The organism is Leucothrix arctica (assembly GCF_003172895.1).
Classification (GTDB): Bacteria; Pseudomonadota; Gammaproteobacteria; order Thiotrichales; family Thiotrichaceae; genus Leucothrix; species Leucothrix arctica.
Map to the genome: position 1 here is coordinate 1 of NZ_QGKL01000018.1, position 23,016 is coordinate 23,016.

The 23,016-nt window shown below is 43.5% G+C and carries 20 protein-coding genes and 1 pseudogene; 5 read left to right on the plus strand and 16 right to left on the minus strand.

All coding sequences use genetic code 11. The features are described 5' to 3' along the window. Nucleotides 1–288, plus strand: a pseudogene (locus DKT75_RS21925) (integrase core domain-containing protein); the annotation flags it as partial. Nucleotides 289–728: 440 nt separating this feature from the next. On the opposite strand, the gene DKT75_RS05720 reads toward DKT75_RS21925, so the two are convergent. Further along, entirely contained in the window at nucleotides 729–1,412 is a 684-nt protein-coding gene (locus DKT75_RS05720; protein WP_109822471.1) for a 5'-methylthioadenosine/S-adenosylhomocysteine nucleosidase, read from the minus strand. Nucleotides 1,413–1,546: 134 nt separating this feature from the next. Continuing rightward, nucleotides 1,547–2,005 (minus strand): GNAT family N-acetyltransferase, encoded by a 459-nt coding sequence (locus tag DKT75_RS05725; RefSeq protein ID WP_109822472.1) that lies wholly within the window; start codon nucleotides 2,003–2,005, stop codon nucleotides 1,547–1,549. A 594-nt stretch (nucleotides 2,006–2,599) separates the two neighbouring features. On the opposite strand from DKT75_RS05725, the gene DKT75_RS05730 reads away from it, so the two are divergent. Then, nucleotides 2,600–3,556 carry a DUF808 domain-containing protein gene (locus DKT75_RS05730; RefSeq protein ID WP_109822473.1) on the plus strand — a complete coding sequence of 319 codons (957 nt, stop codon included), beginning with the start codon at nucleotides 2,600–2,602 and terminating at the stop codon, nucleotides 3,554–3,556. A gap of 85 nt (nucleotides 3,557–3,641) precedes the next feature. Here DKT75_RS05730 and DKT75_RS05735 read toward each other — a convergent pair whose 3' ends face one another. The 12 genes from DKT75_RS05735 to urtA all read right to left on the minus strand — a co-directional run bounded on the left by DKT75_RS05735 (nucleotide 3,642) and on the right by urtA (nucleotide 13,022). Beyond that, entirely contained in the window at nucleotides 3,642–4,061 is a 420-nt protein-coding gene (locus tag DKT75_RS05735; protein WP_109822474.1) for a GNAT family N-acetyltransferase, read from the minus strand. Between the two features lie 129 nt (nucleotides 4,062–4,190). Then, nucleotides 4,191–4,622: a hypothetical protein gene (locus DKT75_RS05740; RefSeq protein WP_109822475.1), complete on the minus strand. Its 432-nt coding sequence runs from the start codon at nucleotides 4,620–4,622 to the stop codon at nucleotides 4,191–4,193. Between the two features lie 74 nt (nucleotides 4,623–4,696). Further along, complete coding sequence (locus DKT75_RS05745) at nucleotides 4,697–5,131, minus strand: GFA family protein (protein ID WP_109822476.1); 435 nt, start codon at nucleotides 5,129–5,131, stop codon at nucleotides 4,697–4,699. A gap of 36 nt (nucleotides 5,132–5,167) precedes the next feature. Further along, entirely contained in the window at nucleotides 5,168–5,539 is a 372-nt protein-coding gene (locus tag DKT75_RS05750) for a VOC family protein (protein WP_109822477.1), read from the minus strand. An 88-nt stretch (nucleotides 5,540–5,627) separates the two neighbouring features. Next, entirely contained in the window at nucleotides 5,628–6,326 is a 699-nt protein-coding gene (locus DKT75_RS05755; RefSeq protein WP_109822478.1) for a helix-turn-helix transcriptional regulator, read from the minus strand. A gap of 115 nt (nucleotides 6,327–6,441) precedes the next feature. Continuing rightward, nucleotides 6,442–6,795 carry an FmdB family zinc ribbon protein gene (locus DKT75_RS05760; protein ID WP_109822479.1) on the minus strand — a complete coding sequence of 118 codons (354 nt, stop codon included), beginning with the start codon at nucleotides 6,793–6,795 and terminating at the stop codon, nucleotides 6,442–6,444. Between the two features lie 17 nt (nucleotides 6,796–6,812). Continuing rightward, nucleotides 6,813–8,045 carry a formamidase gene (fmdA, locus tag DKT75_RS05765; RefSeq protein ID WP_109822480.1) on the minus strand — a complete coding sequence of 411 codons (1,233 nt, stop codon included), beginning with the start codon at nucleotides 8,043–8,045 and terminating at the stop codon, nucleotides 6,813–6,815. 47 nt (nucleotides 8,046–8,092) lie between these two features. Then, nucleotides 8,093–8,782: an urea ABC transporter ATP-binding subunit UrtE gene (urtE, locus tag DKT75_RS05770; RefSeq protein ID WP_109822481.1), complete on the minus strand. Its 690-nt coding sequence runs from the start codon at nucleotides 8,780–8,782 to the stop codon at nucleotides 8,093–8,095. A gap of 33 nt (nucleotides 8,783–8,815) precedes the next feature. Next, nucleotides 8,816–9,562, minus strand: a complete 747-nt coding sequence (gene urtD / locus DKT75_RS05775) for an urea ABC transporter ATP-binding protein UrtD (protein WP_109822482.1) — start codon at nucleotides 9,560–9,562, stop codon at nucleotides 8,816–8,818. A gap of 22 nt (nucleotides 9,563–9,584) precedes the next feature. Continuing rightward, the gene (urtC, locus tag DKT75_RS05780) at nucleotides 9,585–10,733 is read right to left on the minus strand and encodes an urea ABC transporter permease subunit UrtC (RefSeq protein WP_109822483.1); all 1,149 of its coding nucleotides are present in this window, start codon (nucleotides 10,731–10,733) and stop codon (nucleotides 9,585–9,587) included. Between the two features lie 47 nt (nucleotides 10,734–10,780). Then, nucleotides 10,781–11,707, minus strand: a complete 927-nt coding sequence (gene urtB, locus DKT75_RS05785) for an urea ABC transporter permease subunit UrtB (protein ID WP_109822484.1) — start codon at nucleotides 11,705–11,707, stop codon at nucleotides 10,781–10,783. Between the two features lie 82 nt (nucleotides 11,708–11,789). Continuing rightward, nucleotides 11,790–13,022, minus strand: a complete 1,233-nt coding sequence (gene urtA, locus DKT75_RS05790) for an urea ABC transporter substrate-binding protein (RefSeq protein WP_109822485.1) — start codon at nucleotides 13,020–13,022, stop codon at nucleotides 11,790–11,792. A gap of 215 nt (nucleotides 13,023–13,237) precedes the next feature. Here urtA and DKT75_RS05795 point away from each other — a divergent pair, with 215 nt between their 5' ends. Next, entirely contained in the window at nucleotides 13,238–16,648 is a 3,411-nt protein-coding gene (locus tag DKT75_RS05795) for a hybrid sensor histidine kinase/response regulator (RefSeq protein WP_109822486.1), read from the plus strand. Then, nucleotides 16,648–17,556: a response regulator transcription factor gene (locus tag DKT75_RS05800; protein ID WP_109822487.1), complete on the plus strand. Its 909-nt coding sequence runs from the start codon at nucleotides 16,648–16,650 to the stop codon at nucleotides 17,554–17,556. The genes DKT75_RS05795 and DKT75_RS05800 overlap by 1 nt, the downstream gene beginning before the upstream one ends. Before the next feature lie 24 nt (nucleotides 17,557–17,580). On the opposite strand, the gene DKT75_RS05805 is transcribed toward DKT75_RS05800, so the two are convergent. Together DKT75_RS05805 and DKT75_RS05810 are read right to left on the minus strand one after the other, a co-directional pair. Beyond that, nucleotides 17,581–20,382, minus strand: coding sequence for an AMP-binding protein (locus DKT75_RS05805; protein WP_109822488.1), 2,802 nt, complete (start codon nucleotides 20,380–20,382; stop codon nucleotides 17,581–17,583). 216 nt (nucleotides 20,383–20,598) lie between these two features. Then, a complete protein-coding gene (locus DKT75_RS05810; protein WP_109822489.1) occupies nucleotides 20,599–22,029 on the minus strand; it encodes a DUF4153 domain-containing protein in 1,431 nt (476 codons plus the stop codon). 190 nt (nucleotides 22,030–22,219) lie between these two features. Here DKT75_RS05810 and DKT75_RS05815 point away from each other — a divergent pair, with 190 nt between their 5' ends. Next, the gene (locus DKT75_RS05815) at nucleotides 22,220–22,756 is read left to right on the plus strand and encodes a hypothetical protein (RefSeq protein WP_109822490.1); all 537 of its coding nucleotides are present in this window, start codon (nucleotides 22,220–22,222) and stop codon (nucleotides 22,754–22,756) included. The last annotated feature ends 260 nt before the right edge of the window (nucleotides 22,757–23,016 follow it).

The window sequence follows — 23,016 nt, forward strand, 5'->3', positions numbered from 1 at the left end:
ACTAATGGCATGGTGGAACGCTTTAATGGTCGAATATCACAGGTGATTAAGTCTACCTACTTTGCTTCTGCCGAAGAAATGGAAACAACGCTAAAACGTTACTTAATCACGTATAATCACCACGTTATTCAAAGAAACCTTGGACATTTGACCCCTATTCAAAGTATGAAGCAGTGGCAATTAGACAAACCTGATTTATTCAAAAATAAAGTTTACAACCACGCGGTTCTCGACACCTATAGGCTCAAACATTTCTGTTGGTGTGATTGTTTCAATTTTCATTTGTGAGTCGCTTCCTATTTAGTATTAAAGCTTAGAATATTGGTAGAGATGTGATTTTTCAATATACAGATTTACTATAATTTTTAAATACAGATCCCACTTTTCCTTGATTTTTCACGAGGGCCAAGCTTTTGTAGATATTGCACTTTATGCCTTTGTCTCGCAGAGACCTAATACCTCATCAAGAGGCTAAATCTAGAGGGCTAAAATGGAGCGAAGCGAACAGCCCGCTGTACTTAGTAGATTTTAAATCAACTAAGTACAATCCACGCTAGTTAATGATAGTGGCTAATTTTAAACCTTTTCTAAACTCTGTAGCGTAACTTTCGTTACGACCAACCGATAAAGCAAAATAAACGGGATCTAATTCCCTCAATTGATCGGCCTATTTAACAACAAGATACATATTTACAGCATCTTTATTTTTATCCGATGCGGATCACTTGTTAGCCATTCCTTTCTTTATGAACAAAATCAACAACCAATTCAGCAAGATTCCCCATAACGCCTTCCAGATGCTTGAAGAAATCACCTTCCGCCTGATGGTCCGCAAAGTCTGTTATTCCTCGAATTTCAACAAAAGGGACATCGCTGAAGTGGCAAGCACGAGCACCTCCCGCCCCTTCCCAAGCTACTACGTCGGCCCCAGTACGTTCTCGAACTTCGGCCTTGCGCTTAGTCGACATTACGTCTTCATCTCCACTGGCAATAGGTCCGAAATGAACTGAATAAGATCTTTTCTTCGTAGTAAGAAACTGGAAGATATCGATCAGCAGAGCATCAGAGGCGAATTCAGGCATCATATTACGACTATGTTTTTGAATGTCGTGCTCAACTGTCTTTGTACCAACTACAACATCACCTGCCACATAGTTAGAGTTTAGGCATCCTGAGGCCCCGATACATAGAGCAGAATCTAGATCTTTTATCCTGTCGATAAGATACTGTGTTTGAACACCGAATTGGGCCTTGCCCAATCCACCTAATGCCACCACAACCTGAAGTTGAGTAAGTTCATAGCAGATCAGCTTCCCGTATTCTACTTCTACATACACGTGACCGAGTTCAACACACTTCTTCAAGAAGAGCGTGCACTCATTCTTCGTTGGGATTACAACCAGTTTTTTCATGTTGTTCTTCTCTCGCTAACGCTTTGCTCACCAGAGCCAAAAGTGGCGTTTTTTTTGTATGAAATGAAGAGAAGCGAAATACAAAAAAATGCACTGATTTTGGCTTCTGTGTGTAACAAATTATTAGGTGATTCTCACCGTTTAACCATATATAAACAATTTTCTAATGATATTTCATCGGGATAACTGACAACCGTAAAACCATATTTATTATACGCTTTTATTGCATTTTCATTATGCGCTAAAACAAACAAAGAACATTCTTTTACTTTAAGTTCTTTAAGGCCTGACTCGCAGATACGGCGCATAAGTTCGAATGCTATTCCTTTGCCTCGAAATTCAGGATTTACAATTAACCTTCCCAAGTGGCATCTATCTAGCCGTTGGTAGTATTGACCAAAGGCTAGAAAACTAGATTCATTTGATACGAGAGAAAATGAACTCAGTGTGCTAATTTTAAGGTCCTCAATAAACGAAGATTTATCATAAGGATACCTGAAATTTGGTCCAGACCAATCCGTGAGTTCTTTCTCACTAGAAAACCAACTCATCATTTCTAGTAGATGACTCTCTAAAGGTTGAATGAATTTCATACTCACCTAACCGTTCATCAAGAAGATCCAAGACCTTTAAATATATTCTCAGATCTTAAACACTTGTTTTTTGGCAGCACCTTTTAGGAATACGCCATAAGTTACTAAAATAGATCAGATTAAGGCTCATAATTAACAATTTAATGACTTATTATCAGATTTCTAGCCTCTTAAATTGTTCGCTTTTTATTTTATCGCTAGAGGAGTGTGTACCGTTAAACCTATTTTTTGATGAAACGGCTCATCCAATGTGGCTCGCCTAGGTGATCAGCAGGTCGCGCGCTAGAGCTGTATCCCTAGACTCAGCTTTCATCTGCGACAGAGTCTGAGTGGTATTCATGCCAGGCACTTTCGGTTAAGTTCACTATATCGTTCCTGAGTACAGCAACTTTTTAGGGATTTTTTTATTAATGAGCGCATTAGACGATTTAGGCGACATACTTGACACAGATTATTTGTAAGCGTTGTTGAAATCTGCTTAAATTTGCTCTGGCGAGCGCTTAACGTATCGCGGCTTTACAATGCCAAATCAAACACTCTGGGCAGTCAAAATCTGCCTATACACATAACTAATTAAAAGATGGGTCAATAGAAATGGCAAGTGGAATTTTAGCGTTACTTGATGACGTAGCAGCAATAGCAAAACTGGCGACTGCCTCTCTGGATGATATTGGCGTTGCTGCCATGCGAGCAGGCTCCAAGTCTGCTGGCGTAGTAATAGATGATGCTGCGGTAACACCCGCTTACGTTACTGGACTTGAACCCGCACGTGAGCTGCCGATTATCTGGCGTATCGCAAAGGGATCGCTGTTTAACAAGGTGATCATACTGCTCCCACTCGCTTTATTACTGAGTGCTTTTCTACCCTTTCTGATTACCCCCGTGTTGATGCTCGGTGGTGCTTACCTATGTTATGAAGGTGCTGAAAAGCTAGTAGAGAAGTTTAGCCATAGCAAAGACGGTGAAGACGGCAACGAACTCGATCACATACCCTACGAAGACCCAAAGGCACTGGAAGACGAAAAAGTTGCTGGCGCGGTTCGTACAGACTTGATTCTGTCAGCAGAAATAATGGCTATTGCACTGGGTGAGATTAGTGATAGCAACATCTTCACGCAAGCAATTGTACTGTTTGTGGTGGGAGTCGCCATCACTATCGGCGTGTACGGTGCTGTTGCCGTGATTGTAAAAATGGATGACATCGGACTGCATCTGGCAAAAAGTAGCAGAGGACTTATCAGTAGCGTCGGTAACTTTTTAGTGCGAGCGATGCCGTGGTTACTGGCTACATTATCTGTCGTCGGAACGGCTGCAATGTTATGGGTTGGCGGTGGTATAATTATCCATGGCATGGAAGTATTCGGTCTGGGCTGGTTACCTCACCTGTTTCACGGAGTTGCTCACACAGTGGGTAGTTGGCTACCTGTTGCGAACGCTGCTATAGAGTGGATAGTTAATGCGGTGTTTGCAGGTGTATTCGGACTTGCTCTGGGCTATGTCATTGTACTGATTCATCACCGTTTTGAGGGTGCTAAAGAAGTTAAAGTGTAATGCGATTATATAGCTAGGAGAAGATCTTGATAGTCAAAGGCCTTCCTCTAGCTAAGAAAGAATTGCGATGTATTGTAACGTTTTATTAAACGTCCAATTGTTTCTGTAACACTTTCCAAGTGGTCGGATCATCCCATCCATTTTTTAACCAGAACTTATTACCAACGCAATTGTTAGAATAAACAAAAATATTACACCTAGGAATGTTTGCCTCAACTAACTTAGAGAGACTAAGATCTACCAATTCTTTTCCCAGCCCTTGGCCTCGATGAGAATTTGAAACAGCTAAATGATAAATTTGTGCAGCGCGACCATTATGTCCACATAGTATCGTACCGACGATTTCGTTGTTGTCTTTAGCGACAAAACTTAAACCTGGGTTTCTAAATAAAAATGATGAAATTGACCCCTTTGTATCAGATTCATTTAATGTAACTCCTTCAATACTCTTCCAAAAAGTGACTGCACTCTCATAGTCAAAAATTTCAAACGATTTTATTTTCATTTATTATTCCTCGTTAACATACCGATGTTAAACATAAAAACAGACACTCTACATATGCAGCTGTAGCCCTATAAATGTAACCTATCCATAACTGCCACTCTCAGAAATATAATGCCACGCGCATTACAATCACCAATCGTCAAGGCCAAACTTATCAGCTAACTCTTCAACCATTGGGTGCTTCTGAAACTGAAATATCGAAAAACGAACCTTAGGCATAAATACGATAGTTTTTTTATCGATGGTTCGAAACCATACCTCTTCGGGAAAGGCAAAGCGTGACCCTGATACATACTCTATATCAGAAAATAAAATCACCTCAGTGCTTCTGTAGCCAGAAACATAAAGTTGCTTATCATCAATACTCACCTTTTTTAGAGTGAACGTATGCCAAAATATCGGAATGTTGACTAATAACCAAACAACGAAAAAATGTACCCCTTCTAATTCAAAATTCTCGTTATCTTTTAACATCAGGTACAGACCCAATACAGCAAGCGTCCATAGAGGAAATAAGTAGTACTTAAAAAAGCATGTAAGTGATGATGAAATAGTTTTCATAACAGACCTTTGGCTTTAACTAATTCTTAATATATCTCATAGCCTACACTTTATACCGTCACTACTGTTTGATTTTAAGACATTTTTTCATCAACAGAAAAAGCCTCATAAATCTCAGCCTCCGTCATTTCATCACTGACAGTTGAAAAGCAGTAGTAGCTTGGTCGATAGTCACTAAAGTACTGCATGCTCATTTCCAAACCTTCAACATCTGGAAACAATCCAACAGGTATATTGTAACTAGCTGGTTCTTTAAACCGACTAAACAAATGAGTGCCGCAATTAGTACAAAACCCACGTGTCGCCCAGTCAGATGAATCGTACTCTTTTATGCACTCTTCCCCCTCAAACACCACATCAGCACCACACTTAAGCATGAATAGCGGCCCACCTCCCCACTGACGGCATTCATTACAATGGCAAACGGTAAAATTAGGGTCGATTGTGACAACATGTACTTTCACACTACCGCACAAACAAGTGGCGCTATGATTAGCTGGCTTTAACATATTTATTCCTACAGATTAAAACAGAAAAGCATGTCGTTACGACTGCATAGGGCTATAAATACGTAAACGATGACCATCAGCATCTAGTACAACAAAGGTTCGGCTAAAGTCCATATCCTCAACGGCTTGAGCGACTTCTAAGCCTTGCGCTTTTAGCTCTTCAAACTTGGCATTAACCGCATCATTGTCAGCCATGGCAAATGCGATCTCAGTACCTACTGAGATCGTTTGAATAGCAGGCTTCACGTCTTTTTTAGACCACAAGCCAAAAGCAAAGCCGCTATCAAGCACATACATGCTGAAGTTTTCAGACGCTTGCACTGGCGTCTTGCCCAGTAGATGATTATAAAACGCCGTACTCTGCTCAGCGTTTTCGACATAAAGCATTAACAAATTTGGACTCATCATGGTGTTACTCCGTTTTTACAAGGGATGGAGCTGCGTTGCTCCGAGGACTTGTAGATTACAGATCACTAGTGTCAGTTTTTGTCAGTAGTCATTCGATATTTTCGGGTGGGATGTTTTGCTCGATTCGCCACTCCTTGAGCAGGGCTTGGCGATATCGTGGGTAACGTGTTTGTTCAACCGTTAGCGAGACTATTTTATCGGTACGGAAGTGCCTAAACGACTGCCGCAGTTCACACCATGCAACCAAAATTTTCACATGGTCAAAATACGCTAAGGCAAATGGCCAAATGATTCGGTCAGACGCTTGGCCTTTCAAATCACGATAGGCAATCGTGACTTTTCTCTCTTGGCGCATAGCTTCACGAATCTCCGAAAGATCCATGGTTTCATCGGGCTGCTCTTTCGAAGGCACAACCATCAATGTGTTGTCGATTAGGGATTCGCGGAGATTATCTGGGAGTACTGACTGGATTTTGGTTATAGCACTTTTGGCGCTGTCATTGAGTTTGCTGTCGGTACGACTCGCCACCCAGCGAGAGCCAAGCACTAAAGCTTCTAGCTCTTCTTCGGTAAACATCAACGGTGGCAGCATGAAGCCGGGCTTTAGCACATAACCGACTCCCGGCTCACCTTCGATACTCGCGCCCTGTTCTTGTAAGCTGGCGATATCGCGGTAAAGCGTACGAAGACTTATACCGAGTGTTTCGGCAAGCTGAGCGCCTTTCACAGGGTAACGATAGCTACGTAATAGATGGATGAGGTCGAGCAGACGTTTTGAGCGTGACATGGCGATATCCACTGATGATTGCGGATATCATAGCATTCATTGCTGACAGTTTTTGTCAGTAACTAACAAACCGAATAAAGGCGGTATCCCTACCGCCCTTAAACAGCTTCCTACACTAGTGACTAATCATCCACGGCCTCATTGAAGGAAACATCTTATTTCCTTCAGCCGTATACATTAGCTTAGAGCTTCGTTTTTTGTGTTCACAGCCACAACCGTGTTTAAGCATTTCAGCATTTTCCGCACGACTATCAACCGTGGAAAACTGAGGCTCATACTTAGCCGCCTCATTCCGTTCTATCGATTGCTTTTTTTCTTTAGCCATATCCAATATAGCTGGTGCCACCAAAATCACACGCGGGGACAGCGCCTCACACTCAGGACATTTAACTGGTTTAGCGTGATCATCCAAACTCGCCAACTCAAAAAATAGTCCATGGTCAGCACATTTATAATCGTAAACAGGCATAGTCTATCTCCTTTGTATTAGTCTTTATCAGGCGCTAGTGGCACATCGATACTGCCGTCCAGGTGCTTGATCGGGCCGTCTGCATTGGGGTTGATATCAAACTCAAATATATCGGTCGGCAACCAAAGGGTCGCACAAGCATTCGGTATATCCACTACCCCACTGATATGTCCTTGCACGGGTGCGGTTCCCAATATGGCGTAAGCTTGAGCACCGGTATAACCAAACTTCTTGAGGTATTCAATCGCGTTTAGACACGCCTGACGATAAGCAATATGTACGTCTAAGTAGTGCTGTTCACCTTGCTCGTCAACAGAAATACCTTCAAAGATAATGTAGTCATCATACTTAGGTGTAATCGGGCTCGGCTTAAATATTGGGTTTTTAATCCCGTATTTCTCCATACCCTGCTTCACTAAATTCACACGCATGTGAATCCAACCCGCCATTTCGATTGCACCACAGAAAGTGATTTCACCGTCACCCTGACTGAAGTGAAGATCACCCACTGATAGACCACCGCCTTTCACATAAACAGGGAAATAAACCTTAGATCCGCGAGACAAATCTTTGATGTCACAGTTACCACCATGCTCACGTGGCGGTACGGTTCTTGCGGCTTCCGCTGCTGCAGCCTTAGCAACATCCGGTGCCATGCGGCCCATATGAGCAGTATCTTCATACGGAAGTGTCGCTAATGGTGGAACCGCGTTAGGGTCAGTATCAACTAATGCCGTTTCACGCTTATTCCATTCGTCTAATAGCTCCTGAGAAGGTAAGCAGCCGATCAAACCTGGGTGGATAAGACCTGCAAACTCAACACCAGGGATGTGTCGTGAGCTAGTAAACATCCCTTTGAAGTCCCAAATAGACTTCTGCGCTTCTGGGAAGTGCTCGGTTAAGAAACCACCACCATTCTGCTTAGAGAAAAAGCCGTTAAAGCCCCACTGACTGTCTTCAAATGTGCCGATATCCAAGATATCAACCACCAGCAAGTCACCCGGCTCAGCCCCTTCCACACCCACAGGGCCAGACAGAAAGTGAACTTGAGTTAAGTCAACGTCACGCACATCTGACGCATCGTCATTGTTATGGATCTGTCCACCCGTCCAGTCAACACATTCAATAATGAAGTCATCGCCCGGCTTTACTGTTTCCACCATTGGAATATCGGGATGCCAACGATTATGAATTTTGTCATTGTCATAAGGGGACTCGCCTAGATTTACTTTTATGATCGTGTCGGTCATATCAATCTCCTTCTGTAATTACAGTGTGTAAAATGAGTAACGCCGCTTTATACGGACAGATACTTTTTGATTTGCTCGGTATCGACTGCTTCGCGCAGGTCTTCATGGATGAAATTGCCTTTATCAATCACGATGATTCGGTCAGCAACCGTCATGGTGAAACTCAATATCTGCTCAGAAACAATGATGGTGATATCACGCATCTTTTTGATCTCATTCAGTACATTAGCAATGTCTTTGATAATCGATGGTTGAATACCCTCGGTTGGCTCATCAAGCAGTAGCACTTTAGGGTTTGTTACAAGTGCTCTAGCAATCGCTAACTGCTGCTGTTGACCACCTGACAGGTTCCCGCCTTTACGTTTTCGCATCTCATGCAAAACCGGAAACAAGGCATAAATATCATCAGGAATTTTCTTGAGTTTCGAGACTTCCATGCCGGTCTCGATGTTCTCTTGCACCGTCAGCGACGGGAAGATCATTCGCCCTTGCGGCACATAAGCAATCCCATTTTCAACACGCTTGTAGCTGTCAGTATTAGTCACATCAATACCGTCAACTTTAATGCTGCCCTCAGTTGAGTCGAGTATCCCAATCAGCGATTTAAACAACGTGGTTTTGCCCATGCCATTTCGTCCCATAATGGCCAGTGTTTCGTTTTGTGGAACGGAGAAATTAAGTCCGTGGATGACTTCACTTTGACCGTAGCTCACTTTTAAATTAGACACATCTAACATCTGAACACCTATATTTTTAAGTTAACATCACGGTTAGTGACCAAGGTAAACTTCAATAACTTTTGGATCGTTCTGCACCGTTTCCATATCACCCGTGGCTAATATTTTGCCTTGGTGTAATACCGTCACCTTGTCTGCGATACGCTCCACAAACTCCATGTCGTGCTCTATTACCAGCACCGAACGCCCTTCAGAGATTTTGTTTAGCAGCTCAGCGGTTTGCTCACGCTCCTTCACACTCATCCCTGCGACTGGCTCATCTAACATCAACAGCTGAGGGTCTTGAATCAGTAACATACCGATCTCCAACCACTGTTTTTGACCGTGACTTAACAGACCAGCTTCCGTGTCCAAAGCATCGTCCAGCATGATTTGCTTGGCGATTTCATGGATCTTGTCTAGCACCGTTTTATTGCGCTTAAACGTCAACGAGCCATAGACACCACGCCCGTAAGGGTAGGAAATTTCAAGATTTTCCAAAACGCTCAAGTTTTCGTAGATCGATGGCGTCTGAAACTTACGCCCCACACCTGCTCGTACTATTTCGTGCTCTGCCATTTTGGTCAGTTCTTTATTTAAGAACTTGATGCTGCCCTCAGTTGACTTGGTTTTACCGCAAATCAAATCCAGCACGGTGGTTTTACCCGCACCATTCGGGCCAATCACCACATGTAGCTCGTTTTTATCGAGGTAAAAATTCAAGGCATCAACCGCTTTAAATCCATCAAACGACACGGTTAAGTCTTCAATCGCTAAGGTAAAATTAGTATTGGTATCCATTGCTTACTCCAGAAAGTAATATTTAAACCGTGCCCTTACCTGTTTCATCCGTCACCACTGGTGGGACGTCTTTAGTCTTGGCCTTTTCTTTTAAGAATGGGAATACACGAGGCGCATAGTCATTCCACAAACCCGCCAAACCATTCGGGAAGAACATCACAACCGAGATAAACAAACCGCCCATGAGGAACAGCCATAACTCTGGGAAAGACTCTGAAAATGCCGTCTTACCAGCATTGATCATTAGCGTCCCGTAGACAGCGCCAATCAGAGATATACGCCCACCGACTGCAGCGAAGATAACCATTTCAATCGATGGCACGATGCCGACAAAGGATGGCGACATAAAGCCAACCTGTAGCGTAAACATCGCTCCACCAATCGCTGAGATCATTGCTGCAAAAGAGAAGATGAAGATTTTAAAATGAGCAACGTCATAGCCTGAGAAACGTACTCGATCTTCCTTGTCACGCATCGCTAATAACAGGCTTCCAAACTTACTGGTTAAGATGAAACGCGAGATCACGATGACCGTTAGCAGCAAGCCTGCATTTAAGAAGTAGAAAAAGTACTTAGCACTATCAGATGTGATGTCCCAGCCATTCAGCGTACGAAGATCAGTAATACCGTTGATACCACCCGTAAACCCCTGCTGACCGACAATAAGTATCGTCAAAATCACCGCGATAACTTGGGTAATGATCGCGAAGTAAACACCACCCACTCGGCGAGTAAACATGGCTTTTCCAATGATGTAAGCAAACAACGCTGGCAACGTTAGAATCGCGATAATGGTTAAGGTGAAACTTTCAAAAGGCACCCAAAACCAAGGCAGTTCTGTGATCTGATTCCAGTCCATGAAATCAGGGATTCCGGGGGTAGACTGGATCTTCGTGTTTTCTGGTGACGAGGCTTCTAGCTTTAGAAACATCGCCATGCCGTAACCGCCTAAACCAAAGAACACACCCTGACCTAAACTCAAGATACCGCCATAACCCCAAAGTAATACCAAACTCACTGCAGCGAAGGCGTAAGTCAGGTACTTACCAATTAGGTTAAGACGAAAGATGTCGAAGAACATAGGCATGATCACCAGTATCAATGCCGCCAGCAGCACGAACCCTAACAGCCCCTGCTTTCCACCCATTAATTTTTCATATACAAAGTTCATACTATCTCCAGAAAATTAGATGTTGTCGTCATTGCTCATGAAGCCAATTAGCGACGAACCTTGCTAGCAAACAAACCTTCAGGCTTGAACATTAAGATCAGTACTAGTGCGAATAAGGTATAAACCTTCGCCATAGAGCCGCTGATAAAGAACTCTAGAAGTGACTGTGCCTGTGCGATGCTAAACGCTGAAACGATGGTTCCGATCAAGCTTGCTGCTCCACCAAATACCACAACCATAAAGGTATCAACGATATATAAGGTCCCAGTGGTAGGCCCTGTTGACGCGATAGTGGTAAAAGCTGCACCCGCAATACCTGCGATTCCACAACCTAGTGCGAAGGTGTAGCGGTCAACACTTTTGGTATTAATTCCAACTGCGCCACTCATGACACGGTTTTGTGTGGTTGCTCGAACGCGCAAACCCCAGCTTGATTTATAAAGTAAGTAAAAAACACCCAAGGTCACGACGGCTGTTAACGCCAGTACGAACATACCGTTTAGAGGAATGTCGATAGTGTCTGTGGGTTGATAAGAGCCTAGTAGCCAGTCCGGTAGTGTCGGGCTAACTTCTCGTGCTCCAAATAGTGTACGAAACGATTGCTGCATGATGAGACTAAGTCCCCAAGTGGCGAGCAATGTATCCAGTGGTCTTTTATAAAGATGCCTAATTAAGGCGTACTCTGCGAGATAACCCAACACGCCTGCAACACAGAAAGCCACCACGATGGCGACCAAGAAGTAGTAAGGCATTAAGCTTGGGAAGTAGGTCTCGGTGAGTGTCGACATAAAATAAGTGGTATAAGCACCGACCGCCATAAACTCACCATGAGCCATATTGATCACGCCCATTTGTCCAAAGATAATGGCTAGCCCTAACGCCATTAACAGCAGAACACTGAATAAGCTAATACCTGCAAAGCCTTGCATCGCAAATATAGAACCCAGCTCGCTGTATGTGTATTCATCAAACATGTCAGTCTCCCTTCATTATGTCGATATGCACTAGAATTGGCAGTACGGATTAGCTCCGCACTGCCGTTGTTACATGTCTAGATCACTGATAACCCTCTGGAAATGGGTTTGGCTCGATTAGGCCTGACTCATAAACGACCGTTGCTTGACCGTCTTTCTTCCACTCACCCACTCGTGCAACACTCCACAAGTGATGGTTAGGATGAAGTTTGACGTAGCCTTCAGGTGCTGTTTTAAGCTCTATCTCACCTTCTTCAGACGCCTTAACAACTTTATCGACATCAAAAGAACCGGCTTTTTCTACCGCAGCTTTCCATAACCAAGGCCCTAGGTAAGCGGCTTGTGTTACATCACCGATAACACTGTCCTCACCCCACATTTCCTTAAACGCTTTCACGAATGCCTTATTATTTTCGTTATCCTGGCTTTGGAAATACTTCATGATGGAGTAGAAACCTTCAAGATTTTCACCACCGATACCCAGTACTTCATCTTCCGTTACAGAGATGGTTAGTAGTGTCTGCTTCTTAGCAGTAATACCTGCGGCTTTTAGCTGTTTAAACCATGCAACGTTACTACCACCTACAACAGCAGCGTATATAACGTCAGGCTTTTTCAAACGAATCTTATTAATAACCGAACCAAACTGCGTATCCCCTAGCGGCTTGTATTCTTCACCAACAACCTTGCCACCCAACACATTTTCAATGTGCTTACGTGCAATCTTCATTGACGTTCTAGGCCAGATGTAGTCAGAACCAATTAGGTAGAAAGTTTTAGCTTTCTTCTCTTTTGCAACCCAATTTAGACCGTCTAAGATCTGCTGTGTCGCTTCTTGACCCGTGTAGATAACGTTCTTAGACTGCTCTAGTCCTTCGTAAAAAGTCGGGTAATAAAGCAAACCGTTTTCTTTTTCAAACACTGGCAATACCGCTTTACGAGAAGCCGATGTCCATGCCCCAAAAACCGCTGCAACCTTGTCCCTCACTAGTAATTTACGGCTTTTTTCAGCGAAGGTTGGCCAGTCACTCGCCCCATCTTCCTGAACAATTTCGATCTTACGACCTAAGATGCCGCCCATTTCATTGATCTGGCTGATCGCTAGCTTTTCAGCTTCCTGAGCACCCGTCTCACTGATCGCCATGGTGCCAGTTAGCGAGTGCAAGATGCCGACAGTGACTGTGTCATCTGTAATCGCTAAGCCGGTGGTGTTAATGTCAGCAGTAGAGGGGGTCGCTGCAAAACAAGATGTCGAGAGTAAAATGGCTGCGGGTAGCGCCATTAACCCTTTAATTTTTGTACGAAAATACTTCATGGTTTAACCTCGTTGAAAATTAGAGTTTCTTAACGTTGAGTCCAGTAACGTTTGAGATTTATGAATTGTGGTTGAACGGTTGCCAGTATCTGCAATCAACCATTTTTAGTGAATTCGCCTTTTGCACTACTCGTATACGTCATTTGACGCATAGCCCATTTGCACAAATTTGTTTAGAACGTAGGTAACTAATATGACTGAGGTTTAAAAGCAGGATGAGTGAGCAACATGTCTTTAAATCTCGTCGTAAATACAACCGTTGGGTAGCTAACCAAACGCTTGAAGACTATGCGTTGCGCTTTACCGCAAAGAGCGCTCGTAAATGGTCAGGCGCGCGCGTTTCTAACACAGCTCTTGGTGCTATATCATTTCTCGCTTTGGAAGCTATTGGTGGTGCAATCACCCTGCTCTATGGATTTGATAATGCGGTGATCTCCATCATGGTGGTGTCATTCATCATCTTCTTTACCAGCCTGCCAATAAGTTACTATGCCGCTCGTTATGGGGTGGATATTGACTTACTGAGTCGTGGGGCAAGCTTTGGTTATATCGGTTCAACCATTACTTCACTGATTTACGCCTCTTTTACCTTTATCTTTTTTGCGCTCGAAGCGGCCATCATGTCGTTAGCGCTGGAAATGCTGTTTGGTATACCCCTTAGTATTGGTTATCTAATTAGTTCATTGATTGCTATTCCACTAGCGACGCACGGCATCACCTTCATTAGTCGCTTTCAACTGTGGAGCCAACCACTATGGGTTGTACTGCAACTCAGTCCGTTTATTTTTATTCTTTATCACGAGTGGTCTGCGGTTGATAACTGGATTAATTACCAAGGCTCTGTTGATAATACCGCTAATAATGGTGGTTTCAACATACTGTTCTTTGGAGCTGCTTCGGGCATATTATTTGCACTGATCGCTCAGATCGGTGAGCAAGTAGACTTTCTGCGTTTTTTACCTGAAAAAGGCACAACAAACAGCCGTCGTTGGTGGTTATCACTTATCTCTGCTGGCCCCGGTTGGATTGTAGTTGGTGCAATCAAAATATTAGCAGGTTCATTTTTAGCGGTGCTTGCTATTAATCATGGCGTCTCTAGCGACAATGCTGCTGACCCCATCCACATGTATCTAGTCGCCTTTAGTTTTCTGACTGAGTCACCTGCAACAGCTTTAGCACTGGCGGGGATTTTTGTGATCGTTTGCCAGCTTAAAATCAATGTCACCAATGCTTATGCAGGCTCTATTGCATGGTCGAACTTCTTTTCACGTCTGACCCACAGTCACCCAGGGCGTGTCGTATGGTTGGTGTTTAATGTAGCAATCGCCTTATTACTCATGGAAATTGGTATCTACGATGCGCTAGAAAACATCTTAGGTATATATGCCAATGTTGCAGTAGCGTGGGTGGGTGCTTTAGTTGCTGACTTAGTCATTAACAAGCCATTAGGACTGAGCCCGAAGCACATAGAGTTTAAACGCGCACACTTATATGACATTAACCCTGTCGGTGTGGGTGCGATGCTCAGTGCTTCTGCAGTGGGTATTTTGTCATATACCGGTACTTTTGGTGAGCTTGCCCAAGCCTTAGCAACCTACCTTGCACTTATCACCGCATTTATCGTATCGCCGTTAATTGCTTGGCACACCAAGGGCCGCTACTACATTGCACGTACATCAAACTTGAAACCTTGCAAAACTGGGATTTTAAACTGTACTGTTTGCCAAAATGATTTTGAAGTGGAGGACATGACCTCATGCCCTGCATATGGCGGTGCGATATGTTCGCTGTGTTGCTCGTTAGATAGTCGCTGTCATGACCAGTGCAAAGATGGCGCACGTCTTAATGACCAAATACATTTCGCAGCTAAGGCATTTTTACCCAAAGACGTTGCCTTAAAAGTTGACCAGCGACTGCTACAGTTTGGAATCATTTTGACGTTGATCGCATCGGTTGTCGCTGCCGTATTTTGGATGGTGTATCAACAAGTTCCATTAAACAATACTGTTGATAGTGACTTAATATCCACTTTACTCACGGAAGCATTTGTCCTGCTCCTAATCATTATTGGTGTATTAGTTTGGTTATTTGTACTGGCTACTGAAAGTCGCCAGTTTGCACTAGAAGAGTCTCAACGACAGACCCAATTACTTAGCAAAGAAGTCACCGCTCACGACAAAACTCACGGCAAATTGGAAGAAGCTAAAAAGGTCGCTGATGCTGCGAATCGCGCTAAAAGTCGTTATCTCACCGGCATTAGTCATGAACTGAGAAGCCCGCTCAACACCATACTAGGTTATGCACAAATATTAGAAAAAGATAAACAGCTACAACCAGAGCAACGCGCTAAGCTGAGCCTAATCCATCATAGCGGTGATCACTTAGCAGATCTTATCGAGGGAATGCTGGATATTTCTCGGATCGAGGCTGGCCGTATTGAACTGCGTCGTTCACAAGTCCCTTTTAAAGCGCTAGTTGTTGATCTGGTCGATATGTTTCGTATGAAAGCCGAAGCGAAAGGAGTTAGCTTTCATTATCACGTTACCACTGGCATCCCTAACTATGTGTTAGGTGATGAGAAACGCATCCGCCAGATCTTGATTAATTTGCTATCCAATGCAGTTAAGTACACCACTGAAGGCTCTGTGACATTTACTATCAACTACCGTAATCAAGTGGCAGAATTTTTAGTTACCGACACGGGCATTGGTATTGCACCAGACGATATTGACCTTATCTTTGAACCGTTCGAACGCATACGAAAGCCTGGTTCATTACAGGTAACGGGTGTCGGATTAGGCTTAACCATCAGTAAGTTTTTTACTGAAATTATGGGCGGTGAGATCACTTTAGAAAGCACTCTAAGTAAAGGCAGTTGCTTTAAATTATCACTCATGTTGTCTCACGTTGCCTACCCTATTACTCCCGTTACCGACGCTAAACAAATTGAGTCTTATAACGGTAGTAAGAAAACCATTATGGTGGTTGATGACGATGCATCACATCGGGGACTCATTAGCGAAATACTATCCCCAGTAGGCTTTGTAGTACTTGAGGCTACCGACGGTTTTACTTGTCTAAACGATATTGCACAAGCACATATTGATCTGTTTTTATTAGACGTTTCCATGCCCGGAATGACTGGTTGGCAACTAGTAAAAATGCTTCGAGCAAGAGATGTAAAGTGCCCCATCATCATGGTCTCAGCCGATGCCCATGAAACCCCCGAATATGATTATTCTGACACTGAGGATAAAGAACGTAAAGAGCGCCTACACGACGACTATCTGATTAAACCAATCAGTGACAATGTGCTGCTAGATAAGGTTGCGCATGCATTAGATATAGAGTGGCGTTATGAGTCAGGTATCCCCAATCTTGACTTAGAGCATGCCATAGAAATACCAACAGACAATGAAATAGATTTACTTAGCAATGTTGAAAAAGCCTATTGCTATGAGTTAATTTCAGTGGCTTCACTTGGCTATATCGAAGGGATTAATAACATCTTGCTGCGTATGGAGACTGCTAATAATAACCCTGAATTCATTAAAGCCGTCCGCACTCACGTTCAAAATTGTCAGTTTTCAGAAATCACATCACTCAGCAAAAAGGCCCTAATCTAATGACACCCAAAGACTCCAAAGGCATTGTCCTGATCGCTGATGACTCCGCAGAAGCCTTAGGCATGCTCAATACCACCCTTGTTAGTTATGGCTACACCGTGTTTGTTGCGATGGATGGCGCGCAAGCGCTCGCTATTGCTAAACAAATGGTGCCTGACATGATTCTATTAGACATTATGATGCCGACAATGAATGGCATCGAAGCGTGTAAAGCGCTCAAGGCAGACAGTGAACTGAATCATATACCCGTTATTTTTATGACAGGCTTATGTGACCAAGAACACATATTAGAAGGCTTAAGTGCTGGGGCTGTTGATTATATAAACAAGCCTGTGAATCTAGATGAACTGCTGGCACGAGTGAAAAATCACCTAAAAAATTCTCAGTCTACCCGCAGCGCTCAAAGTGCACTGAACGAATTGGGGCAATTAACATTCACTTGTGATGTAAACGCCAAGCTAGTGTGGACGAGTATTAGCTCTAGAAAGCTTTTAACCAAAGCAGGTGTCGATGTAAACACCAACTTTGATGCTGTTGCCGCACAAATCAGTGAGTGGCTATCACGATCACCTGCCAAACATAGCAAACTATCGCTGAAAGGGGTCGCTACTCCACTACAGCTCAGTTTTCTAGGCAAACCAACCCCTCGGGAATACTTACTTAGAATCACTGAAGATGATGAAATAGGCTCTCGCCGCTTGTTAAAAGATCGCTTCGCTTTGACTGAGCGAGAAGCTGAGGTGTTATTTTGGTTATCACGCGGTAAGACTAATCGAGAGATCGGACAGATCATCTCGACGAGTCCACGTACCGTAAATAAACACCTTGAAGCGGTGTTTAGAAAGCTTGATGTTGAAAACCGCAGTACGGCGACAGCAGTGTGTTTAAGTTTCTTGGGTAATTGGTAATTAAGCGGTGATAGGTTATTTTGCTTACACCTTCTCTACCGCTCCAAACCATTGCTCATCACTCACCGCTAAAGCCTCCAACGGAGACTCCATGACTGCGCGCCATACGCGCTCTGCATTGTCATTCACAAAGCTAGCGCTCATATCAAACGTTGAAGGGTTGGCCGTTAAATAACTCGTCAGCGCGTCATCCGCTTTGACTGTCGTTAACCACTGTGAGTATGGCTCCGTGGTTAGTGAATCATCCAATGCGGAATACTGACTCATGCTCTTGTCACTGATATAAACATTTCCCATCAAGTTTAAAGTACCGTCTTGACGCCCCCCCAAACAACAACGTGCAATGAACGCAGCAGTCGCGTTTAGCTGGACAAACTGCGTGCAGAAAGGCGATGGAAACGCACCTGCTTGTAGCGACAGGTTTTTAATTTTCTCATACACATCAGCTTCATTTGGCGACTCAATATCAATCACCGATGGGATACGATAGATCGAGTAATCAGCCAAACTATCGCCGATGATATTTTCAACGGTTATTTTCGTTAAACCATAACCACTCGTAACCTGTGGCTCAGTGATCAACGACTCTGGATGAGGTCCACCTTGATCTAAAAATACCGATGAAGTAGATACAAAGTGCAGCTGTGAATGAGCACAGTGACAGAAGTTAATAATGTTCTTAGCACCCTCCACCACTGTTTTTTCTAGGAACGATTGATCAAGGCTCAAGTTAACCAATGACGCGCTATGGATCACTGAGGATACGTTTTTTGCTAGCTGGACATAATCGTCTTCTAATAACTCCAACAGCTCCCCCCGAATATCACCACTAACCGCTTGCACACGGCTAGGATTAATACCCGCTGCAGTCACTATGTCCGCTAAACGCTGCACTGCCGTTTTCTCATTGGGTCTGATTAGGCAGTAAATCACCTGATCATCACGACAGTACTCGGTTAACTGCTTTAAAATCGCCTTACCCAGAAAGCCCGTCGCACCGGTCAGCAAAACACCCGGAGCAGTTTTTATATGCTGTGATTGCTCACTCTTAAAAGACTCTTTATGCGTTAACTTTTCAAACAACTGTTGAATGCTAATACTGGGCAAGTCAGAAAAGTCTAACTCACTCGGCCAATGCTTATTGAAGTCGCCTAACAACGCCACCATGTCTAATGAATCACAGCCGTGATCAACCAACGATAACTCAGGGTCTACCGCATCTGCTTCAAACTTAAGTTGGTTAGCGATAACCTGTATATAGCGCTGCCAAGGCGTTAAGTCTGCCTCTTCCGAGTCGCTCGCAATATCGATACTCGGCACTGGTAGCACTTTGTAATCGTATTTCCCCGATGCAGGATTTACTGGCATTTTTTCTAAGTGATAAAGCACTTCAGGAATACAGTAACTAGGCAGCTCTGCTCTAAGTGCATTACGAAAATCTAACGGCATACGAGACACATCTGACGACAAACTTAGAGTCTCTATATTCGCCTTTAACTGCTCCTCAGAAGCCGTGTAATAAAACACCAAGGTCGCACGCCCTGAGATATCCATAATCCACGGCACCGCATGCGCAAACTGCATCGACTGCGACATGCTATGAATCAACTCATCAGTTTGAATACTGTAGCCATTGAGCTTGAGCATGTGCGCGATTCTACCCAATACATGTAGCTTGCCATCGGCTGTAATTTTACCCAAATCACCTGACTTATAAACACGCTTTTTTTCGCCCTTAATCATCAACTCAAAGAAGCGTTTTGCAGTCTCATTGGGCCGGTTGATATAGCCCTCACCGAGCATGTTCTCGCCAACTAAATAGATCTCGCCTTCTTCACCCTGTGCAACCGGTTGCTGGTCATCATCTAACAACCAAGCCTCTAGCTCAAGCATCGGCACACCCACTGCGCTGCTGACCTTGCCATCACTAACCTCTAGCTGAGTAATGTCATTCACTGAGATATCGTGCGCCTCACAAATACTATAAAGACTCCAAATCTGTGAATGAGGAAAGTGCAGCTTTAGTTTCTGTAAACAACTGCTGGTAACCACTTCGCCATTTAAGAAAATTCGTTTTAGATTTTCACAGAATAAAGTCTGACCTTGGGTACTCGCATCCATCGCGCGCTCAATAAATGAAGGCGTAAATAACACTTCATCAATCTGATGTTTCTCTAAAAACTTGGTGAGTTTTCTCAGTGTCATCAGCTCATCAACATGCGGGAAGAAAGTACAGCCGCCCATAGTTAATGGACGTAGTAATTCCCAAATAGCAAAGATATAAATACACACGTTTTCACGCGGTTGTGCGCCCACTTCTTTGATTCGCCACTCATAGGAATATTCAGCAGAGCTTTGACTCACAGGAATGCATTTTGGCTTACCCGTGGTACCTGAAGTACTCACAATATAAATAGCAGAACGCGGGTCAATCTCAACAGGCGTCACTTCACCTTGTTGCGCCAGCGCTTTCTCTATCACTGCATTCCCATCTAAGCACTTGATGCCTGAACCATACTGCTTGCCATCGTTCAAAATCAGTTTCAGATCCAACTCTTCAATGATGTTATCAACCACTGACGCTGGCAGTGCAGGATCAATTGGCACAACCGGACAACCACTCATGACCACAGCCGTTGAGAGCAAACCCATCATGGCACTTGGCGGACTAATCACTGCAACAGGTATACCCACTTGAGACAGCGTTTGAATGTAGGCTGCAACATGCAAAATATCAGCATAGGTAAAGCTAGAGGTACTATCTACAATAGCTTGTTTATTTTTATTATCGTTGGCACAGCGGCGCAGTAATGAAGGGATATCCATTTCGGAAATGTCCTAAGTAATATAAGTGTGTAAGGTAATAAACAGCAGGTTTGACTAACAACAGCACTTTAAAGTAGCTCATTATTTAATCATATATCGTTAGCCCGCTGGCTATTATGCACTAACTTAATCGGTTTCAAAACATTCTGTACCAGTAAAGACGAGGCGCGTGCATCTGGTAATTAGACACACGACACCCAGAGAGCTGCTTTAAAACTAAGGACAAGCAGATAACAAGCTCACGTTACTTTCATACCAAGCACGACCACAGTGTTTACGCTCTTGGTTATAGATCCAACTCGTCCAGTTTTGTACTTCTGTCGCACTTAGACGACCTGCTAAATTATCATCGCTAACAAGACTTTTAACATCACCCACAATATCAGCAGACATTTGCCTTAATTCATACAAACCCACTCGACTGTCACTTAGCTGCGACAACGCCACATTACTATTAAAGATAATGCGCTCTACGGGTGTTACGGTCGCAACGCTATAACTCCAAAGTGCTGCAAAAGCGATAAATTTAAATACATCTTTGCGAGTTTTGGAAAAGCTTGCGGCGAGTAGATAAATGAAGACCAACAATGCGAATAATGAGGTGTAGCTCGCAAAGTACTTTTCGTAGCTAAAGCCATACCAGTAAACATAAAGCCCCATTCGCCATGCAGCTGATAGCAACAATAAACCAGAGGCGACGATAAACACACGCAAAATGACCTGAGCTGCTGCACCGGTGTTTTTATAAACGGCGAAGAACAAACCTGTATTTAAAATAGTAAGGAAAAACAACTGCCAAAAGCCTGACTTGACGATTTTTTCAGTAGCAGTGAAATTTTCAGGCAAGCTACCGATCAGCAAGTAATCCAACTGTAACCATAAAAACAGACAGTAAATTACCAGCACACCACCCATCACGATGCCAACCACCACGTCATCGAGCGAAATCACGACCTTTTCTTCGGTGAATTCAAACTTTGTTTTCCATGCGTATAAACCAGCAAATAGCAGTACACACATAATGAAAATACACAGTACTTTGGCGATCATTGTTAAGTTTAACGCGCCAAAGAAGTTGGTAAATGCATTGACCGTTAACTCTGCAAAGTTATCATCCGCTGAGCCAAGCAGTATCAACACCAACAAGGCCAATGGTGCTAGTAGTCCCAAGCCAGTGAATATTCGTTTGTTTAAATTATGGTCTTGTTGAAAGGCAACGAACGCGACTCGTCCTCGGCAAAAGTGAAATGCTGCACTTATGTGACGCATTGGCGTAAGACAGCGTTTTAGCAAAGCCCTTACAAGCTGCAAGCCCCAAAAGCTCTGCTGAGCATTGATCAGCTGGCTATACGCGTAAAAGGTTCCCGCTGAAATAGGCAATACAACACATGAAATGACTTTTAACCATGGGTTTTCAAACAATGAAAAGCTCAACGCCATTAACGCTAAAGGAACTAGCCACACCCAGTCCTTTTTCCAACTGAGTGATGGATTATTTACCCAAAGCAACGCGCCAAAGCCAACCCAAAAAGCGGTGGTGTTGAAACCTAGAGCGAAAACCCCTTCTGACCAAAAACCCCAGTGGCCAAGCACTGCAAATACGGCGAGTGTTGTGACACTCAGCACCGTTTGATTATTAAAAGTCATCACTTGTACCCTGATATTTTTTAGGAGTGGTCAGGATAGTTTTTAGGTGTGCACGTGCTGTGGCTAGGTTGTGGGGATTGTTTGTGTTTTTTGTGCAGTTTATCTAAAAAAACATTCTAGAATGATAAAATAAGAGGTTTGGAAAACCGAAGGTGCTACTCTGAAAACCTCAACCAATACCGAGATTAGTATGTCTAATAATAACATTGAAGAGCAGCCGAAAGAACCCACAGAGCCACCTAGAAAAATCTTAAATCGGTTTAGGCAAAGCACTGTTATTATTGCTTTAATCGGTGTGGCGATTGCTGGAATTATAATTGATGTACTCAGTTTTAACGGTCTACAGGGAACAGCTATTCTCTATATTGGTTTACCGCTAATTCTCTGCTTTTGCTTTTTAAATACAGCACCCAGTAAGACAAGTACTGGCGCGATATTAAAAGGACTGACGATCTTCTTATTACTCACCGCGCCATTTCTACAAGAAGGGTTTATCTGCATCATTATGGCCGCCCCTTTGTTCTATATTATTGGTGGTATTGTTGGCCTCACTTTTGAACACGATCATACAGTGTGCGTTGAACATCAACTTCAACAGCCATTAGTGCTGGGGAGTGACGTATCGACCTTTTTGCAAATATTCCCGTTTCCAACTAACAGCGGATTCAATTCACATATGCAACACTCCCTTGGGAAAAATCACAAATCAAGTGCAACTCTTTGCTAAAATCCAACAATACAAAGAGGACTTTCTTATGGGGAATTGTTACAAACACCTTTCTGTGAAAAACCGAAAGAGATTTATGAGTTGCTAATTAAAGGGTTATGCGATGCAGTAATATGGTAGCTAAGCAGCGAAAACGCATGATCACCACTCGCTCCAAAGACATTGATGGCCGTAAAGGGTACGGTCACTGGGAAGGAGACTTAGTGTTATTTAGACAAACAAAAACTAACTTATCAGTTTACCGCCTTCCAAGGACCAGC

Bases quoted from the DNA above. Each gene is read 5' to 3' on its own strand.
- DKT75_RS05720 (WP_109822471.1), bottom strand. From the start codon at position 1,412: ATGAAAAAACTGGTTGTAATCCCAACGAAGAATGAGTGCACGCTCTTC.
- DKT75_RS05725 (WP_109822472.1), bottom strand. From the start codon at position 2,005: ATGAAATTCATTCAACCTTTAGAGAGTCATCTACTAGAAATGATGAGT.
- DKT75_RS05730 (WP_109822473.1), top strand. From the start codon at position 2,600: ATGGCAAGTGGAATTTTAGCGTTACTTGATGACGTAGCAGCAATAGCA.
- DKT75_RS05735 (WP_109822474.1), bottom strand. From the start codon at position 4,061: ATGAAAATAAAATCGTTTGAAATTTTTGACTATGAGAGTGCAGTCACT.
- DKT75_RS05740 (WP_109822475.1), bottom strand. From the start codon at position 4,622: ATGAAAACTATTTCATCATCACTTACATGCTTTTTTAAGTACTACTTA.
- DKT75_RS05745 (WP_109822476.1), bottom strand. From the start codon at position 5,131: ATGTTAAAGCCAGCTAATCATAGCGCCACTTGTTTGTGCGGTAGTGTG.
- DKT75_RS05750 (WP_109822477.1), bottom strand. From the start codon at position 5,539: ATGATGAGTCCAAATTTGTTAATGCTTTATGTCGAAAACGCTGAGCAG.
- DKT75_RS05755 (WP_109822478.1), bottom strand. From the start codon at position 6,326: ATGTCACGCTCAAAACGTCTGCTCGACCTCATCCATCTATTACGTAGC.
- DKT75_RS05760 (WP_109822479.1), bottom strand. From the start codon at position 6,795: ATGCCTGTTTACGATTATAAATGTGCTGACCATGGACTATTTTTTGAG.
- fmdA (WP_109822480.1), bottom strand. From the start codon at position 8,045: ATGACCGACACGATCATAAAAGTAAATCTAGGCGAGTCCCCTTATGAC.
- urtE (WP_109822481.1), bottom strand. From the start codon at position 8,782: ATGTTAGATGTGTCTAATTTAAAAGTGAGCTACGGTCAAAGTGAAGTC.
- urtD (WP_109822482.1), bottom strand. From the start codon at position 9,562: ATGGATACCAATACTAATTTTACCTTAGCGATTGAAGACTTAACCGTG.
- urtC (WP_109822483.1), bottom strand. From the start codon at position 10,733: ATGAACTTTGTATATGAAAAATTAATGGGTGGAAAGCAGGGGCTGTTA.
- urtB (WP_109822484.1), bottom strand. From the start codon at position 11,707: ATGTTTGATGAATACACATACAGCGAGCTGGGTTCTATATTTGCGATG.
- urtA (WP_109822485.1), bottom strand. From the start codon at position 13,022: ATGAAGTATTTTCGTACAAAAATTAAAGGGTTAATGGCGCTACCCGCA.
- DKT75_RS05795 (WP_109822486.1), top strand. From the start codon at position 13,238: ATGAGTGAGCAACATGTCTTTAAATCTCGTCGTAAATACAACCGTTGG.
- DKT75_RS05800 (WP_109822487.1), top strand. From the start codon at position 16,648: ATGACACCCAAAGACTCCAAAGGCATTGTCCTGATCGCTGATGACTCC.
- DKT75_RS05805 (WP_109822488.1), bottom strand. From the start codon at position 20,382: ATGGATATCCCTTCATTACTGCGCCGCTGTGCCAACGATAATAAAAAT.
- DKT75_RS05810 (WP_109822489.1), bottom strand. From the start codon at position 22,029: ATGACTTTTAATAATCAAACGGTGCTGAGTGTCACAACACTCGCCGTA.
- DKT75_RS05815 (WP_109822490.1), top strand. From the start codon at position 22,220: ATGTCTAATAATAACATTGAAGAGCAGCCGAAAGAACCCACAGAGCCA.